Source organism: Janthinobacterium sp. PSPC1-1, from assembly GCF_049897625.1.
Taxonomy (GTDB): domain Bacteria; phylum Pseudomonadota; class Gammaproteobacteria; order Burkholderiales; family Burkholderiaceae_D; genus Janthinobacterium; species Janthinobacterium tructae.
Genome location: NZ_JAFCWP010000002.1, coordinates 610,172 through 624,219, shown reverse-complemented (window position 1 = coordinate 624,219; position 14,048 = coordinate 610,172). Strand labels below are relative to the sequence as shown.

14 protein-coding genes are annotated in these 14,048 nt (G+C 61.2%); all 14 read right to left on the bottom strand.

Going from position 1 to position 14,048, the window contains the following annotated elements; genetic code table 11:
• Window positions 1–45 precede the first annotated feature (45 nt).
• The 14 genes from ACP7EG_RS10330 to aspS all read right to left on the bottom strand — a co-directional run bounded on the left by ACP7EG_RS10330 (window position 46) and on the right by aspS (window position 14,030).
• Entirely contained in the window at window positions 46–654 is a 609-nt protein-coding gene (locus ACP7EG_RS10330) for a TetR/AcrR family transcriptional regulator (protein ID WP_426087512.1), read from the bottom strand.
• A 121-nt stretch (window positions 655–775) separates the two neighbouring features.
• The gene (locus ACP7EG_RS10325; RefSeq protein WP_099760866.1) at window positions 776–1,555 is read right to left on the bottom strand and encodes an enoyl-CoA hydratase; all 780 of its coding nucleotides are present in this window, start codon (window positions 1,553–1,555) and stop codon (window positions 776–778) included.
• Window positions 1,556–1,628: 73 nt separating this feature from the next.
• Window positions 1,629–2,825, bottom strand: a complete 1,197-nt coding sequence (locus tag ACP7EG_RS10320; RefSeq protein WP_100875372.1) for an acetyl-CoA C-acyltransferase — start codon at window positions 2,823–2,825, stop codon at window positions 1,629–1,631.
• A gap of 60 nt (window positions 2,826–2,885) precedes the next feature.
• Window positions 2,886–3,383: a PaaI family thioesterase gene (locus tag ACP7EG_RS10315; RefSeq protein WP_426087511.1), complete on the bottom strand. Its 498-nt coding sequence runs from the start codon at window positions 3,381–3,383 to the stop codon at window positions 2,886–2,888.
• Between the two features lie 11 nt (window positions 3,384–3,394).
• Window positions 3,395–5,794, bottom strand: a complete 2,400-nt coding sequence (locus ACP7EG_RS10310; protein ID WP_426087510.1) for a 3-hydroxyacyl-CoA dehydrogenase/enoyl-CoA hydratase family protein — start codon at window positions 5,792–5,794, stop codon at window positions 3,395–3,397.
• Window positions 5,795–5,808: 14 nt separating this feature from the next.
• Window positions 5,809–7,599: an acyl-CoA dehydrogenase C-terminal domain-containing protein gene (locus ACP7EG_RS10305; RefSeq protein WP_099760869.1), complete on the bottom strand. Its 1,791-nt coding sequence runs from the start codon at window positions 7,597–7,599 to the stop codon at window positions 5,809–5,811.
• Window positions 7,600–7,679: 80 nt separating this feature from the next.
• The gene (locus ACP7EG_RS10300) at window positions 7,680–8,282 is read right to left on the bottom strand and encodes a TetR/AcrR family transcriptional regulator (RefSeq protein ID WP_096233568.1); all 603 of its coding nucleotides are present in this window, start codon (window positions 8,280–8,282) and stop codon (window positions 7,680–7,682) included.
• Between the two features lie 258 nt (window positions 8,283–8,540).
• On the bottom strand, window positions 8,541–8,930 hold the full coding sequence (locus ACP7EG_RS10295) for an RNA-binding S4 domain-containing protein (protein ID WP_096233566.1): 390 nt from the start codon (window positions 8,928–8,930) through the stop codon (window positions 8,541–8,543).
• The gene (clsB, locus tag ACP7EG_RS10290; protein WP_426087509.1) at window positions 8,927–10,090 is read right to left on the bottom strand and encodes a cardiolipin synthase ClsB; all 1,164 of its coding nucleotides are present in this window, start codon (window positions 10,088–10,090) and stop codon (window positions 8,927–8,929) included. Before clsB ends, ACP7EG_RS10295 begins: the two co-directional genes overlap by 4 nt.
• 9 nt (window positions 10,091–10,099) lie before the next feature.
• A complete protein-coding gene (locus ACP7EG_RS10285) occupies window positions 10,100–10,921 on the bottom strand; it encodes an endonuclease/exonuclease/phosphatase family protein (protein WP_426087508.1) in 822 nt (273 codons plus the stop codon).
• A 71-nt stretch (window positions 10,922–10,992) separates the two neighbouring features.
• On the bottom strand, window positions 10,993–11,295 hold the full coding sequence (locus tag ACP7EG_RS10280) for a hypothetical protein (RefSeq protein WP_426087507.1): 303 nt from the start codon (window positions 11,293–11,295) through the stop codon (window positions 10,993–10,995).
• 69 nt (window positions 11,296–11,364) lie between these two features.
• The gene (locus tag ACP7EG_RS10275; protein WP_426087506.1) at window positions 11,365–11,658 is read right to left on the bottom strand and encodes a hypothetical protein; all 294 of its coding nucleotides are present in this window, start codon (window positions 11,656–11,658) and stop codon (window positions 11,365–11,367) included.
• Between the two features lie 19 nt (window positions 11,659–11,677).
• A complete protein-coding gene (nudB, locus tag ACP7EG_RS10270; RefSeq protein ID WP_426087505.1) occupies window positions 11,678–12,142 on the bottom strand; it encodes a dihydroneopterin triphosphate diphosphatase in 465 nt (154 codons plus the stop codon).
• Between the two features lie 85 nt (window positions 12,143–12,227).
• The gene (gene aspS / locus ACP7EG_RS10265; RefSeq protein WP_289951355.1) at window positions 12,228–14,030 is read right to left on the bottom strand and encodes an aspartate--tRNA ligase; all 1,803 of its coding nucleotides are present in this window, start codon (window positions 14,028–14,030) and stop codon (window positions 12,228–12,230) included.
• Between the last annotated feature and the right edge of the window lie 18 nt (window positions 14,031–14,048).

The following is a 14,048-nucleotide window of genomic DNA, read 5'->3' as shown; positions in this document are numbered from 1 at the left end:
CTCACTCAAAAAAACGCGGACGTGGTGCGTCCGCTTGCTGGCTGTCTATCGGTAGCTGTGCGGCGGCAGCTGCAGCATCGCCAGGGTCGCCCGCCAGGCCGTTTGCAAGGCGCTGGCGTCGCGCCGCAGCTTGGTCAGCATGGCCGCGCCCAGCCACAGCTGGTACAAGGTGGCGGCCATTTGCGCCGGATCGGCCACCGATGGCAGCGAATCGTCCACCCTGCCCCGCGCGATGGCCAGGGCCAGCCTGGCGATGATGCGGTGGGTGCCATCGAGCAGCGCCACGCGCATCGGTTCGGACATGTCCGCCACTTCGCTGCTGAGCTTGACCACCAGGCAGCGGCAGTCGCAACCGCTGCCGTCGAGGCTTTCGCTGGTCCAGCTGGCCCAATACGCCATCAACGACTGCGCCGCGCTCTGGCCCGGCTGGCCCAGCACGTCTTCCATCCCGGCCAGGTAGCCGGTCACGTAATCTTCCAGCATCGCCTCGCCAAACAATTCCTTGGACTTGAAGTAATGGTAGAAGGATCCCTTGGGCACGTCGGCGGCCGACAAGATCTCGTTCAACCCCACGCCGGCAAAGCCCTTGCGCGTGATGATGGCCTTGCCCTGGTCAATAATGTGCTGGCGCACGTCGGTGTATTCAGCTTTCATGCGATGATTGTAGCACAATTAGACCAGTCGTCTAGATCAGGCAAACCACAAAGGCACTACTGGGGTCGGACCCTGAGGGTCCGACCCCGGCAGTGCCGCATTTGGGTTTGCTTCCTGGAACTTAGGCAAACTTCTTGAAATCCGGCTTCCTCTTTTCAAAGAAGGCCGTAAACGCTTCCTTCGCTTCGGCGCCGCCCAGCATGGCGCTGAACAGTTTGTTTTCGTCGGCGATGGCCGCCTTCATCGGCTCCATGCGGCTTTGCTTCATCAGGCGCTTGGTGGCGCGGATCGAGGCCGCTGGCAGGGCCACCAGCTTGGCGGCCTGGCCTTGCGCGTACGTCATCAGGTCGTACAGGGGCACGACTTTCGACACCAGGCCCATTTCCAGCGCTTCGCTGGCCGGGAAGGACTCGCCCAGCATCAGCTTTTCCGCCGCGCGCGGGTAGCCGGCCAGCTGCGTGAGCAGCAGGCTGGAGCCGAATTCCGGGCACAGGCCCAGCTGCGTAAACGGCATCGAGAAGCTGGCGTTGTCGGCCGCATACACCAGGTCGCAGTGCATCAACAAGGTCGTGCCGATGCCGATGGCCGGGCCGGAGACTGCCGCCACCACGGGCTTGCTGCTGCCGTACAGCGCGCGCATGAACTGGAACACGGGACGGTCATGGTCGAGCGAGCCATCCTTCGGGCGCGCCGTCTTCATGAAGTCATCGAGGTCGTTACCGGCCGTGAAAATCTCGCGCTTGCCGCAGATCAGGATGGCGCGTACTTCATCATCCGTCTCGGCCGCCACCAGCGCATCGGCCAGGGTCTGGTACATGGCGCCCGTAATCGCATTCTTGCGTTCCAGGCGGTTGAATTCCAGGGTGAGGATGCCCTCGCTCTTGCTGCACAAAATATCCATGTCGTCTCCAAAAAGATAAAGGGCGCCGGGGTAATCCCGCAGCGCCCTGTTTTATTGCTTTAGCCCGCCAAACTTATACGCGCTCAAAAATTCCGGCGGCGCCCATGCCGGCGCCCACGCACATCGTGACCATGCCGTACTTCTGCTTGGTCCGCTGCAGTGCGTGGATCACGGTGGCCGCGCGGATGGCGCCGGTGGCGCCCAGCGGGTGGCCCAGGGCGATCGCGCCGCCCATCGGGTTGACCTTCGATGGGTCCAGGCCCAGGTCGCCGATGACGGCCAAGGCTTGCGCGGCAAACGCTTCGTTCAGCTCGATCCAGTCCAGCTGGTCTTGCGTGATGCCGGCGGCGGCGCACGCTGCAGGAATGGCGAATTTCGGACCGATGCCCATGATTTCCGGCGGCACGCCGCGCACGGCGAACGAGGAGAATTTCGCCAGCGGAGTCAGGTTATGTTCGCGCAGGATTTTTTCGCTGACGATCAAGAGCGCACCGGCGCCGTCGGACATCTGCGAGCTGTTGGCGGCCGTGACGGTGCCCTTGGCGGCAAACACGGGTTTCAGTTTGCCCAGCGACTCCATCGACGAATCGGCGCGCGCGCCTTCGTCCGTGTCGACGGTGCGGCGCGATACGTCCACCTGGCCGGTGGCCAGGTTCGGCGTACGCGTGATGATTTCGACTGGCGTCGTTTCGGCCTTGAAGAAACCGGCTTGCTGCGCGGCGATGGCGCGGCGGTGCGATTCGACCGAGAAGGCGTCCTGCTGTTCGCGCGACACTTTCCATTGCTGCGCCACTTTCTCGGCCGTCAGGCCCATGCCGTAGGCCATGCCGATGTTTTCATCGCTGAACATGTCCAGGTTCATCGATGGGTGATGGCCCATCATCGGCACCATCGACATCGATTCGATGCCGCCGGCGATCATCACGTCGGCTTCGCCCACGCGGATGCGGTCGGCCGCCATGGCGATGGCCGTGATGCCCGAAGCGCAGTAGCGGTTGACGGTGACGCCACCCACGGTTTTCGGCAAGCCGGCCAGCAGCACCGAGTTACGCGCAATATTGAAGCCCTGCTCCGCTTCCGGGAACGAGCAGCCGATGATGGCGTCGGTGATCAGCGCCGGGTCGAGGCCAGGCGCTTGCGCCAGGGCCGATTGCAGCACGCGCACCAGCAGGTCGTCCGGGCGGGTGTTTCTGAACATGCCGCGCGGCGCCTTGCCGATCGGGGTGCGGGTTGCAGAGACGATGTAGGCGTCTTGAAGTTGTTTGCTCATTTTATTCTTTCAAAGATGTTGAACGAGGTTCGTGTTCTGTCGAATGTCCGGGATGCTGGTCTATCGCTTCTGCGACAAATACCAGTCCACCGTCACCTGTGCCGCCAGCGTGCCTTCGGCGTCGAAGATATCGACTGCCACGGGAAACGCCACCTTGCCATCCTGTGCCAGCTGCGCCTTCAATGCAGCCAGGTCGCCCGGTACCCGGCCTTCGGCGCGCGTCGCGCCCCGGGCCACCTTCTGGTACTGAATGCGCGACTCCTTGGCCACCGGGCGCAAGCCCAGTATCAGCTCGGCGAAGCCGCCAGCCATGGCCGCGCCGGACGCTGTTTCGGCCAGGGTGAACAAGGCGCCCGCGTGCTGCGTGCCCAGGTGATTATGCAGTTTGGGATCGTCCGGCATCGACACCTTCGAGGTGCCGGCGCCGATCTCGTCGATGCTGATCCCCAGCAGCCGCACGAAGGGCAAGGTGTCCATCATCTGTTGTTTGATACGGTCATACACCATGCTTGGCCTCACGCGCAGCAGTACTTTAAAAACAAGGGACAGGATCGTCATCGACGTTGTGCTTAGTTGCGTACCGGCTTACCGGTCTGCATCATGCCCATGATCCGTTCCTGGGTTTTCGGATGGTTCAACAGCTCCAGGAATGCCTTGCGTTCCATATCCAGCAGCCACTGTTCGCTGACGAAACTGCCCTGGTCCACGTCGCCGCCCGATACGATCTCGGCGATCATCTCGCCCAGCTTGAAATCGTGCGCCGAAATGAAGCCGCCGTCGCGCATGTTGACCAGCTGCGCCTTGATGGTGCCCCAGCCGTAACGGCCCGTGACCTGGATCAGCGACGGCAGTTGCGGACGGAAACCGGCGTCGAACATGGCGCGCGCTTCGACCTTGGCCACGTGCAACAGCTCGTAGGCGTTGAACACGATCACGTCGTCTTCTTTCAGGTAGCCCATTTTTTTCGCTTCCAGCGCCGATTTCGACACGTTGGCGGTGGCTGCATTGGTGAAGCCCGTTTTCAGGAATTGCAGGATGTCGTTACCCTTCGCTTCCTTGTAGGCGCGCTGCGCCGCTTCCTTCAAGCCGCCGCCGGCTGGAATCAGGCCGACGCCCACTTCCACCAGGCCGATGTAGGACTCGATCAAGGCCACGCGCTTCGAAGAGTGCAGCGCCAGCTCGCAACCGCCGCCCAGGGCCAGGCCAGCGACTGCAGCGATCACCGGCACGTTCGCGTATTTCAGCGACATGAAGGTGTTTTGCAGTTCGGCGATGATCGGGTCGACGGCTTTCACGCCGCCTTGCATGAAGGCTGGCAGGGCCGATTGCAGGTCGGCGCCAGCCGAGAAGGCACCGCCTTCGGCTGCGTCGGCGTGCCAGATCACCAAACCTTTGAAGTTCTTCTCGGCTTCGGCCAGCGCCAGTTTCAGGCCATTGATGACGCCTTCGCCGATCACGTGCATCTTGGTCTTGAACGAGATGATCAATACATCGTCGCCCGTATGCCAGACGCGCACGGATTCGTCTTCAAACACGGTGGTGCCGGCAGTCTTGCCGTCGATGGCGCCGCTGCCCAGGACGGGCGCGCGGAATGGCTGGCGGTCATACACGGCCAGGCTCGAACGGGGTACGAAGCTGTTCGACACGGCGGAGTAGGAACCTTCGGGCGTGTGCACGCCGCCTTTTTCAGCGACCGGACCTTCGAATACCCAGGCTGGCAAAGGTGCGTTGCACAGCGCATGGCCGGCGTCGATGTCTTCCTTGACCCAGTTGGCCACTTGCAGCCAGTTCGATGCCTGCCACGTTTCAAACGGACCAACGTTCCAGCCGAAGCCCCAGCGCATGGCGAAGTCGATGTCGCGCGCATTGTCGGCCACGGTGTCCAGATGAATGGCGATGTAGTGGAAAGCGTCGCGGAAGATCGCCCACAGGAACTGGCCTTGTGGATTCGTCGATTCGCGCAGCGCCTTCATCTTCTTGACCGGATCCTTTTCTTTCAGGATGCGGGCGATGATGTCGGCAGCCTTGGCGCCGCCAGCGACGTATTCACCAGTAGCGAAATCGAGGCGTTGAATTTCCTTGCCGACTTTCTTGTAGAAGCCCGCGCCGCTCTTCTGGCCCAGCGCGCCTTTTTCCACCAGCTGCGCCAGCACGGCCGGCGTCTTGTAGACGGCGGCGAAAGGATCGTTCGGCAGGTAGTCCTGCATGGTCTTGATCACATGGCCCATGGTGTCCAGGCCGACCACGTCCGCCGTGCGGAAGGTGCCCGACTTGGCGCGGCCCAGCTTGGAGCCCGTCAGGTCATCGACGACGTCCACGGACAGACCGAATTTCTCGGCTTCGTGCACGATGGCCAGGATGCCGAACACGCCAACGCGGTTGGCGATGAAATTCGGCGTATCCTTGGCGCGCACGACGCCCTTGCCCAGGGTGGTGGTCAAAAAGCCTTCCAGCTGGTCGGCGATTTCCGGCTTGGTGAACTCGGTCGGGATGATCTCGACCAGGTGCATGTAGCGCGGCGGATTGAAGAAGTGCACGCCGCAGTAGCGCGATTTCAGGTCGGCGTCGAAGCCTTCGGCCAGCTTGGTGATCGACAGGCCGGAAGTGTTCGAGGCGAAGATCGCGTTCGGGCCGATGTGCGGTGCGACCTTTTGATACAGGTCGTGTTTCCAGTCCATGCGCTCGGCGATGGCTTCGATGATCAGGTCGCAACCGGCCAGCAGGTCCAGGTTGTCTTCGTAGTTGGCCACCTGGATCAGCGACGCGTCATCCTTGTTGCCCAGCGGCGCAGGTGACAGTTTTTTCAGGTTCTCGATGGCGCGCAGCACGATGCCATTCTTCGGACCTTCTTTTGCGGGCAGGTCGAACAGCACGACCGGCACTTTCGCGTTGATGCAATGGGCGGCGATCTGCGCGCCCATCACGCCGGCGCCGAGGACGGCTACTTTTTTAACGATGAAATTGGTCATATTTTCCTCAAGTCTTAGAACAGGTCTGCGTCGAGTGCCATCAGGTTGGCCGAACCGGAACGCGCCTGACGGATCAGGGTTGCCGTTTCAGGCTGCAAGCGGGCGAAGTAGAAACGTGCGGTAGCCAGTTTGGCGGTATAGAACTTGTCGCCGCTGGATTCTTTTTCGAGGGCGATCTTGGCCATCTGCGCGAACAGGTAGCTGTAGATCATGTGGCCGACGACACGCAGGTATGGCACGCATGCCGCGCCCACTTCGTCAGGATTCTGGAAGGCTTTCATGCCGATTTCCATGGTCAGCTTGGTGACTTTGTCGCCCAGGTCGCCCAGTGGGGTGACGAATTCGCTCATCGCTTCATCGGTACCGTTGTCTTCGACAAAGGCCTTGATCTTTTCGCCGAACTTGCGCAGCTTGGCGCCGTTGTCGCCCAGGATCTTGCGGCCCAGCAGATCCAGCGACTGGATCGTGTTCGTGCCTTCGTAGATCATGTTGATGCGCGCGTCACGCACATACTGCTCCATGCCCCACTCCGAGATGTAGCCGTGGCCGCCGAACACTTGCATCGCTTCCGAGGTGGCGATCCAGGCGTTGTCGGTAATGAAGGCCTTGATGACAGGGGTCAGCAGCGCCACTTCGTCGGCGGCTTCCTTGCGCACGTCGGCGTCCGGGTGGTGCAGTTCGCGGTCGATCTGCAGCGCCACGTAGGAAGTGAAAGCGCGCGCGCCTTCGGCGTAGGCTTTGCCCGTCAACAGCATGCGGCGCACGTCAGGGTGCACGATGATGCGGTCGGCCGGCAGTTCAGGGTTCTTGATGCCGGACAGCGAACGCATTTGCGTGCGGTCCTTGGCGTAGATCAGCGCGTTCTGGTAGGCGATTTCCGTCAGGCCCAGCGACTGCATGCCCACGCCCAGGCGGGCCGCGTTCATGAAGACGAACATGGCGTTGAGGCCCTTGTTCGGCTGGCCGATGATCCAGCCTTTCGCGCCGTCCAGGTTCATCTGGCAGGTCGAGTTGCCGTGGATGCCCATTTTTTCTTCGATGGCGCCGCAGGTGATCGGGTTGCGTTCACCGACCGTACCGTCCGCGTTCGGCAGGAATTTCGGCACCAGGAACAGCGAGATGCCTTTCGAGCCTTCCGGCGCGTCCGGCACGCGGGCCAGCACCAGGTGCAGGATGTTTTCCGCCATGTCGTGCTCGCCGGCCGAGATGAAGATCTTGTTGCCGGTGATGGTCCAGGAACCATCCGCCTCAGGCAGCGCCTTCGAGCGCAGCAGGCCCAGGTCGGTGCCGCAGTGCGGTTCGGTCAGGCACATGGTGCCCGTCCATTCGCCCGACACCAGTTTCGGCAGATACACTTCCTTCTGGTGGTCGGTGCCGTGTTCCTTCAGGCACTCGTAGGCGCCATGCGACAGGCCAGGGTACATGGACCAGGCCTGGTTCGACGAGTTCAGCATTTCATAGAACGAATTGTTCAGCACGACGGGCAAGCCCTGGCCGCCGTATTGCGGATCGCAAGCCAAGGCTGCCCAACCGCCTTCGACGTACTGTTTGTACGCTTCCTTGAAACCTTTAGGCGTGGTCACGCTTTTCGTGACGGGATCGTGGTGGCAGCCTTCGCGGTCGCCGGAGTGATTCAGGGGGAACAACACTTCGGAGGTGAACTTGCCGCCCTCTTCCAGTACCTGGTTGATGATATCGGCGTCGACGTCGGCGTACGACGGCATTTGCTTCAGTTCTTCTTCCACTTGCAGGAACTCATGCAGAACGAATTGCATATCCCGGATTGGCGCGACGTATTGACCCATAATTTTTCTCCTGAAGGCGTTTAGCTAAAGTGTTGTACTTGTGAACTGCGTGTGCGTTGCTGCGGATACTGCCTGACGGCTTATTTGCTTGTGACGGAATTCTGGTACGACGCCAGCAGGCGGATAAAGCCCGCTTGCGCCCGTTCGATGCTGCCCGGCACGCGCAGGAAGCGCGCATCGTGATGCAGGGCCAGGATCAGGCCATACATCTCGTACACCAGCTGCTGGGCGTCCGTGTCTGCTTTCAGGTCGCCCGTGGCGATCGATTGCTCGACACAGCGCAACAGCGCGCCTTGCCAGGCCCGTACCATGGCCACCAGGGAGTCGCGGATGGGGCCGGGACGGTCGTCATACTCGACGGCGCCGCTGATATAAATGCAGCCGGAAGCGATTTCCACGCTGACCCGCTTGACCCAGCGCGCAAACATCGATTGCAATCGCTGGATGCCGCGTGGCTCTTTCATGCTGGGGAAAAAGACTTCTTGCTCGAAACGATAGTGGTAGAGCTTCAGCACTTCCATCTGCAAGTCTTCGCGCGAGCCAAAGTGGGCAAACACGCCCGACTTGCTCATGTTCATTTTGTCCGCAAGCAGCCCAATGGTCAGGCCTTCCAGGCCGTCGCGGCTGGACAGGTCCAGCGCCACGTCGAGGATGGCTGCACGGGTCAGTTCGCCCTTGCGCATGAATTTGACTGAAGTATTCAAGAGGTCCGTTCTAAAAGTGATGTTGCCGATTTGGCGGACTGAAGCGAGGGTAAAAAAAAGCACGCTTCGAAAAAATCCGAACGCTCGTACTATTATCCACTACCACGTAAAAGTCAAACGGGAACTTTAGAGCCGGCGTTCTATTGATGCAGCGCAGCATTTTTTGGCCGCGTGTTTGTAGCGATTTCAGGCAGGCAAAAGCGGTGCGCGCCCTTGCCTGACAGCAACAAGCGCGCCTCAGTCGAGGCCGCCTGCCTTGCTTAATTGACGGCGGTCGCGCTTGGTCGGCCGCCCCTTGATGGTGGTGCCCGGCTCGCGGAACAGCTTGCGCTCCTCCGCCAGCTGCTCGCGGCGGGCGATACTGGCCGGTGTTTCTCCGTACAGCAGACGCGCCACGGGTGCCGCGCCGCGCTTGTCGGACAGGCCCAGCACAGCCACTTCCCACGTTTCCGCGCCATTGTCGATGGCCAGCTCGTCGCCCACGCGCAGGCTGCGCGCCGGTTTCACGCGCTCGCCGCCCACTTTGACCTTGCCCGTATCGACGGCTTCGCTGGCCAAGGAGCGCGTCTTGAAGAAGCGCGCCGCCCACAGCCATTTATCCAGCCTTACCGTTGTCATCTCATTCATGCGTACTTGCCTACTGAAAAAATGCGCATCACCAGCCGGTACACGAGGAAGGCGGCTTCGTAGCCGATGCGCCGGACACGGCCGATGTGCTTGAAATCGTCCTGGTGAATCACGATGCCGTCGGCCACGCCCTGCTCGATGTGCTGGCGCAGGCTTTGCGCGAACGCCACGTCCTTGATGACCACGTTCGCTTCCTGGTTCAGGAACAGGCTCAGCGCGTCAATATTGCTCGAACCCACTGTCGCCCAGTCATCGTCGACCACGGCCACCTTGGCGTGCAGCTGCGTCTTGCGGTATTCGACGATTTTCACGCCGGCAGCCAGCAGTTTCGGATAAAACGAGTGCGCCACGGCATCTTGCATGCGAAATTCGCCCACGCCGATCAACAGCACCACGTCGACGCCCCGCTGGGCCGCCTGGGCCAGCGCGTGGCGCAGCTTGTGCCCGGGCGCGAAATACGGGTTGGCCAGCATCACGCTCTTGCGCGCCTGGCCCAGCGCCTGCAGGTAGGCGCGCTGGATGGTGCGGCGGTTACGCAGGTTGTCGCGCACGACGAAGCCAGCCACGACGGGATTCTTCGCCAGCTCCTTGCTGACCACGCGCATCTTGCGGTACAGCTTGATACGCCGTACCAGGTTCATCTTGCCCAACCGCGCCCACTGTGCCTGCACTTCTTCATGGATGGCGTCCACCAGCGGGCCCTTCACCTGCACGGCGAAATCCCAGCGCGGCGCTTCCAGGCTGATGCTGTGGTCATAGTCGCAAAACATGTCGTCGTTGATATTGATGCCGCCCACCAGGGCAATTTCTCCATCGGCGACGCAAATCTTGCGGTGCGTGCGCGTGATGCCGCGCCGAAACCACGGGTTGAAGATGCGGTGGTGCACGCCGGCCGCTTCCAGCTGCGCATGCATGGCTTTCACGCGGCGGTTGCCCGTGCCAAACCAGTCCGTGATCATGCACACCAGCACGCCGCGCGCGGCCGCGCGTTTCAGGGCATCGAGCACCAGGGTGCCCGTGGCGTCATCGGCAAAGATATACGTCTCGAAATACACTTCCGAGCGCGCGCCATCGATGGCGGCTATCAACGCGGGAAAGTAATCGGTGCCGCAATACAGCAGCTGGATGTTGTTGTGGGCGATGAAATTGACTGTGCGCATGCCGGCAGTCTACGCGAGTTTCAAGGCAGCAACGATCGGCGCGTGGTCCGACAATTTTGCCCATAGCGTGCCATGCATCACTTGCGCGCCTTCCACGTGGAAACCGCGCACATAGATGCGGTCCAGGCGGAACCACGGCAAGGCGGCGGGAAAGGTGCGCGCCGGTACGGGGACCGGTGTTTTCGTCTGACGTCGCGCCAGGGTGCGTACCAGGTCGCCCAGGGCCGAGTTCGACGCGCGCTGGTCGAATACCTCCACCACACCGAGCGCATTGCGCAGCTTGTCGCTGAGCGTGTTGCGCCAGTCGTTGAAATCGCCCGCGATGATGACGGGCTCGCCATTCGGCGCCGATTCCAGGACGGCGTCGATCAGCGCCTGCGTCTGGCGGCCCCGCCCCGATTCGAACAGGCCCAGGTGCACGACATAGCAGTGCACGTCGACCTGCGGCGTCTTGAGCACGCAATGCAGGATGCCGCGCTGCTCGTAGGCATGGTCGGAGACGTCGTGGTTGGTTTGCGAGGCGATGGGAAACTTGCTCAGCAAGGCGTTGCCATGGTGGCCATGGTCATACACGGCATTCATGCCATACGCGGAATGGTGTTCGGCGCCGGCAAAGAATTCATGCTGCGACGCTTCCGGCCAATGCTTGTGGCCGTTGTTCTCGGCGCCATAGCGGGCCGCATTGCGGTCATGCTTGCCTTGCACTTCCTGCAAAAAGACGACATCGGCATTGAAGAGAGCGATCGCCTGCTTCAAGGCGTGCACCCTGGGCAAGCCCCGCACGGAGGAGACACCCTTGTGGATATTATAAGTTGCTACGCGGATTTTCATGCCTTGATTCTACTCCCAGACAGGCCCCGCGCGGCGCCAACGTAGGTGCGCGTGCGCACCCAAGTCCCACTTTATCTGCCTGCCATCGCTCCCAGCAAACTATCGGCGGCGCTGATGCTGCCTACCACGATGCCGACGACCCACAAGCCCTTCACCAGTCTGGGTGCGCTGCTCCAGCTGAAGGCACCGCGTCCGCCGGCAAAGCAACGGGGATGCAGGAGAAATCCCAGCATCAGCAAGGGCAAGCCTGCCTGCGGCAAGCGGGCATGTGGCTGATCGGGAAAACACACGGCATACAGGGCGCCAAAGATCCAGGACAGGAAGATGGCGCCCAGGAGGCGCTGTTGAAAAGAAAGTTGAGGCCAGTTCAGCATGCAAGCCTTTCGTCATTCAGTAAAATTACCATTAAGGCAATAATACCATATAACAATAGTTGCAGCGGCTCACGCCAGCATGCGTCCCACGCCCGCCGTCACGCTGACGAGCAGCGCGGTAATGCCGGCAGCCCAGACGATCTTGACCAGCAGCGGTGCGCCGCGCCAGGCCACGGTGCGCTTGCCCTTGGCAAAGGCGCCCGGATGCAGCAGCCAGCCGATCGCCATCAGCGGCATGCCGATGGGCGGCGTGCGGCCAGGCACGGTGGAGCTGAACAGCAGGAAGATAAAGCACAGGCAAAAAACGATGCCCAAGGTGCCCAGCAGTTTTTGCTGCACAGTCAAGTGTAACCAGTTCAACATGGAATGCTTTCTAGGGAAATCAGGTGGGACGCGCCAGGCCCGTCATGGCCGGCAATTGCAAAATTGCTTCCGCGTTGGACGACGAGAAACAGCGGTCGGCCGCCGCCAGGTACGGCAGCCACGCGTACTGCAAGTGTTCGCGGGGACTCAGCGTAATCAGCGTATCGCGCGGCACTTGCACGCTGAACACGTGTTCCGTGTTGCGCGTCACGCCGGGCGCATAGCGGTGGCGCCAGATCGGATAGATCTCGTACACATTCGACAAGTTCCAGTCGCGCAGCACGATGTCGCATCCATCGACGACGATGCCGGTCTCCTCGCACAATTCGCGCGCGGCCGTCTGCAGCAGCGGTTCGTCGACGGCGTCGACGGAACCGGTCACCGATTGCCAGAAACCGGGCTGGCCCGCGCGCTCGATCAGCAAGACGTCCAGATCAGCCGTATGAATGACGACCAGCACGGAAACGGGAATTTTATGAGTCATATCAACAATGAAAAAGGCGCCTCGTCAGCGCCTCTTTTTGCATAGCATTATCAAACAGCGGCCGCCGCAGCGGCCGCATGCTGCATTACGCTACCTTTGGCTCGGCGCCGCGCAAACGGATATGCAGCTCGCGCAATTGCTTCTCGTCCACTTCCGACGGCGCTTGTGTCAGCAGACACTGGGCGCGCTGGGTTTTCGGGAAGGCGATCACGTCGCGGATCGAATCGGAACCCGTCATCATGGTCACGATACGGTCCAGGCCGAATGCCAGGCCGCCATGCGGTGGCGCGCCGTATTGCAGGGCGTCGAGCAGGAAGCCGAACTTCAGCTGCGCTTCTTCGGCATCGATTTTCAACGCGCGGAAGACCTTGCTTTGCACTTCTTCGCGGTGGATACGGATCGAACCGCCACCCAGTTCCCAGCCGTTCAAGACCATGTCGTAGGCCTTGGCGATGCAGGCGCCCGGATTGGTTTCCAGCATGTCTTCATGGCCGTCTTTCGGTGCCGTGAATGGATGGTGGGTCGCGGTCCAGCGGTCCGCTTCTTCGTCGTGTTCGAACATCGGGAAGTCGACCACCCACAATGGCTTCCACACGTCTTCGAACAGGCCGGCTTTCTTGCCGAACTCGCTGTGACCGATTTTCACGCGCAGCGCGCCGATGGCGTCGTTGACGACCTTGGCCTTGTCCGCGCCGAAGAAGATCAGGTCGCCGTCTTGCGCGCCCGTCTGCTCGAGAATCGTGGCCAGCACGTCGGCAGGCAGGAACTTGACGATCGGCGATTGCAAGCCTTCAGGGCCCTTGGCTTTCTCGTTGACCTTGATGTAAGCAAGACCCTTGGCGCCGTAGATGGCGACAAATTGCGTGTAAGCATCGATTTCCGAACGCGGCATGCTGCCGCCTTGCGGTACGCGCAGGGCCACCACGCGGCCGCCCTTCATGTTGGCGGCGCCGTTGAAGACCTTGAATTCGACCGTTTTCATGATTTCGGTCAAGTCCGTGAAGGCCAGCTTGACGCGCATGTCCGGCTTGTCGGAGCCGTACAGGCCCATCGCTTCAGCGAAATCCATCACCGGGAACGGGTTCGGCAAGTCGATGTTCAGGGTGTTCTTGAAGACGACGCGGATCATGTCTTCGAACAGGTCGCGGATTTCCTGTTCCGTCAGGAACGAGGTTTCGCAATCGATCTGCGTGAATTCAGGCTGGCGGTCAGCGCGCAAGTCTTCGTCGCGGAAGCACTTGGTGATCTGGTAGTAACGGTCGAAGTTAGCGACCATCAACAGTTGCTTGAACAACTGTGGCGATTGCGGCAAAGCGAAGAAGCTGCCCGCGTTCACGCGCGACGGCACCAGGTAATCGCGCGCGCCTTCTGGCGTGGACTTGGTCAACATCGGCGTTTCGATGTCGATAAAGCCCAGCGCGTCGAGGTACTTGCGCACTTCCATCGTCACCTTGTAGCGCAGGCGCAGGTTGTTCTGCATTTGCGGGCGGCGCAGGTCCAGCACGCGGTGCGTCAGACGCGTCGTTTCCGACAGGTTGTCGTCATCGAGCTGGAACGGCACGGGCACGGACGGGTTCAGCACTTCCAGTTCCGAGCAGACCACTTCGATCTTGCCCGATTTCAGGTTGTTGTTGATGGTGCCGTCGATACGGCTGGTCACGACGCCCGTCACGCGCAGGCAGAATTCATTGCGCACGGCTTCGGCGACCTTGAACATCTCCGCTTGTTCCGGGTTGCAGACGATTTGCACCAGGCCTTCACGGTCGCGCAAGTCGATGAAAATCAGGCTGCCGTGGTCGCGGCGGCGATGTACCCAGCCGCACAGGCTGACGGTTTGTCCCAGCATGGCTTCGGTGACGAGGCCGCAGTATTCAGTACGCATAGACATAAAATTCTCAGTTCAGGT

Excerpts from the sequence above, each read along its gene's own strand:
- ACP7EG_RS10300 (WP_096233568.1), bottom strand. The coding sequence starts at position 8,282 with ATGCGCAAGGGCGAACTGACCCGTGCAGCCATCCTCGACGTGGCGCTG.
- ACP7EG_RS10295 (WP_096233566.1), bottom strand. The coding sequence starts at position 8,930 with ATGAATGAGATGACAACGGTAAGGCTGGATAAATGGCTGTGGGCGGCG.
- ACP7EG_RS10315 (WP_426087511.1), bottom strand. The coding sequence starts at position 3,383 with ATGACGATCCTGTCCCTTGTTTTTAAAGTACTGCTGCGCGTGAGGCCA.
- ACP7EG_RS10325 (WP_099760866.1), bottom strand. The coding sequence starts at position 1,555 with ATGGATATTTTGTGCAGCAAGAGCGAGGGCATCCTCACCCTGGAATTC.
- ACP7EG_RS10310 (WP_426087510.1), bottom strand. The coding sequence starts at position 5,794 with ATGACCAATTTCATCGTTAAAAAAGTAGCCGTCCTCGGCGCCGGCGTG.
- ACP7EG_RS10280 (WP_426087507.1), bottom strand. The coding sequence starts at position 11,295 with ATGCTGAACTGGCCTCAACTTTCTTTTCAACAGCGCCTCCTGGGCGCC.
- ACP7EG_RS10275 (WP_426087506.1), bottom strand. The coding sequence starts at position 11,658 with ATGTTGAACTGGTTACACTTGACTGTGCAGCAAAAACTGCTGGGCACC.
- aspS (WP_289951355.1), bottom strand. The coding sequence starts at position 14,030 with ATGTCTATGCGTACTGAATACTGCGGCCTCGTCACCGAAGCCATGCTG.
- ACP7EG_RS10320 (WP_100875372.1), bottom strand. The coding sequence starts at position 2,825 with ATGAGCAAACAACTTCAAGACGCCTACATCGTCTCTGCAACCCGCACC.
- ACP7EG_RS10285 (WP_426087508.1), bottom strand. The coding sequence starts at position 10,921 with ATGAAAATCCGCGTAGCAACTTATAATATCCACAAGGGTGTCTCCTCC.
- clsB (WP_426087509.1), bottom strand. The coding sequence starts at position 10,090 with ATGCGCACAGTCAATTTCATCGCCCACAACAACATCCAGCTGCTGTAT.
- nudB (WP_426087505.1), bottom strand. The coding sequence starts at position 12,142 with ATGACTCATAAAATTCCCGTTTCCGTGCTGGTCGTCATTCATACGGCT.
- ACP7EG_RS10305 (WP_099760869.1), bottom strand. The coding sequence starts at position 7,599 with ATGGGTCAATACGTCGCGCCAATCCGGGATATGCAATTCGTTCTGCAT.
- ACP7EG_RS10330 (WP_426087512.1), bottom strand. The coding sequence starts at position 654 with ATGAAAGCTGAATACACCGACGTGCGCCAGCACATTATTGACCAGGGC.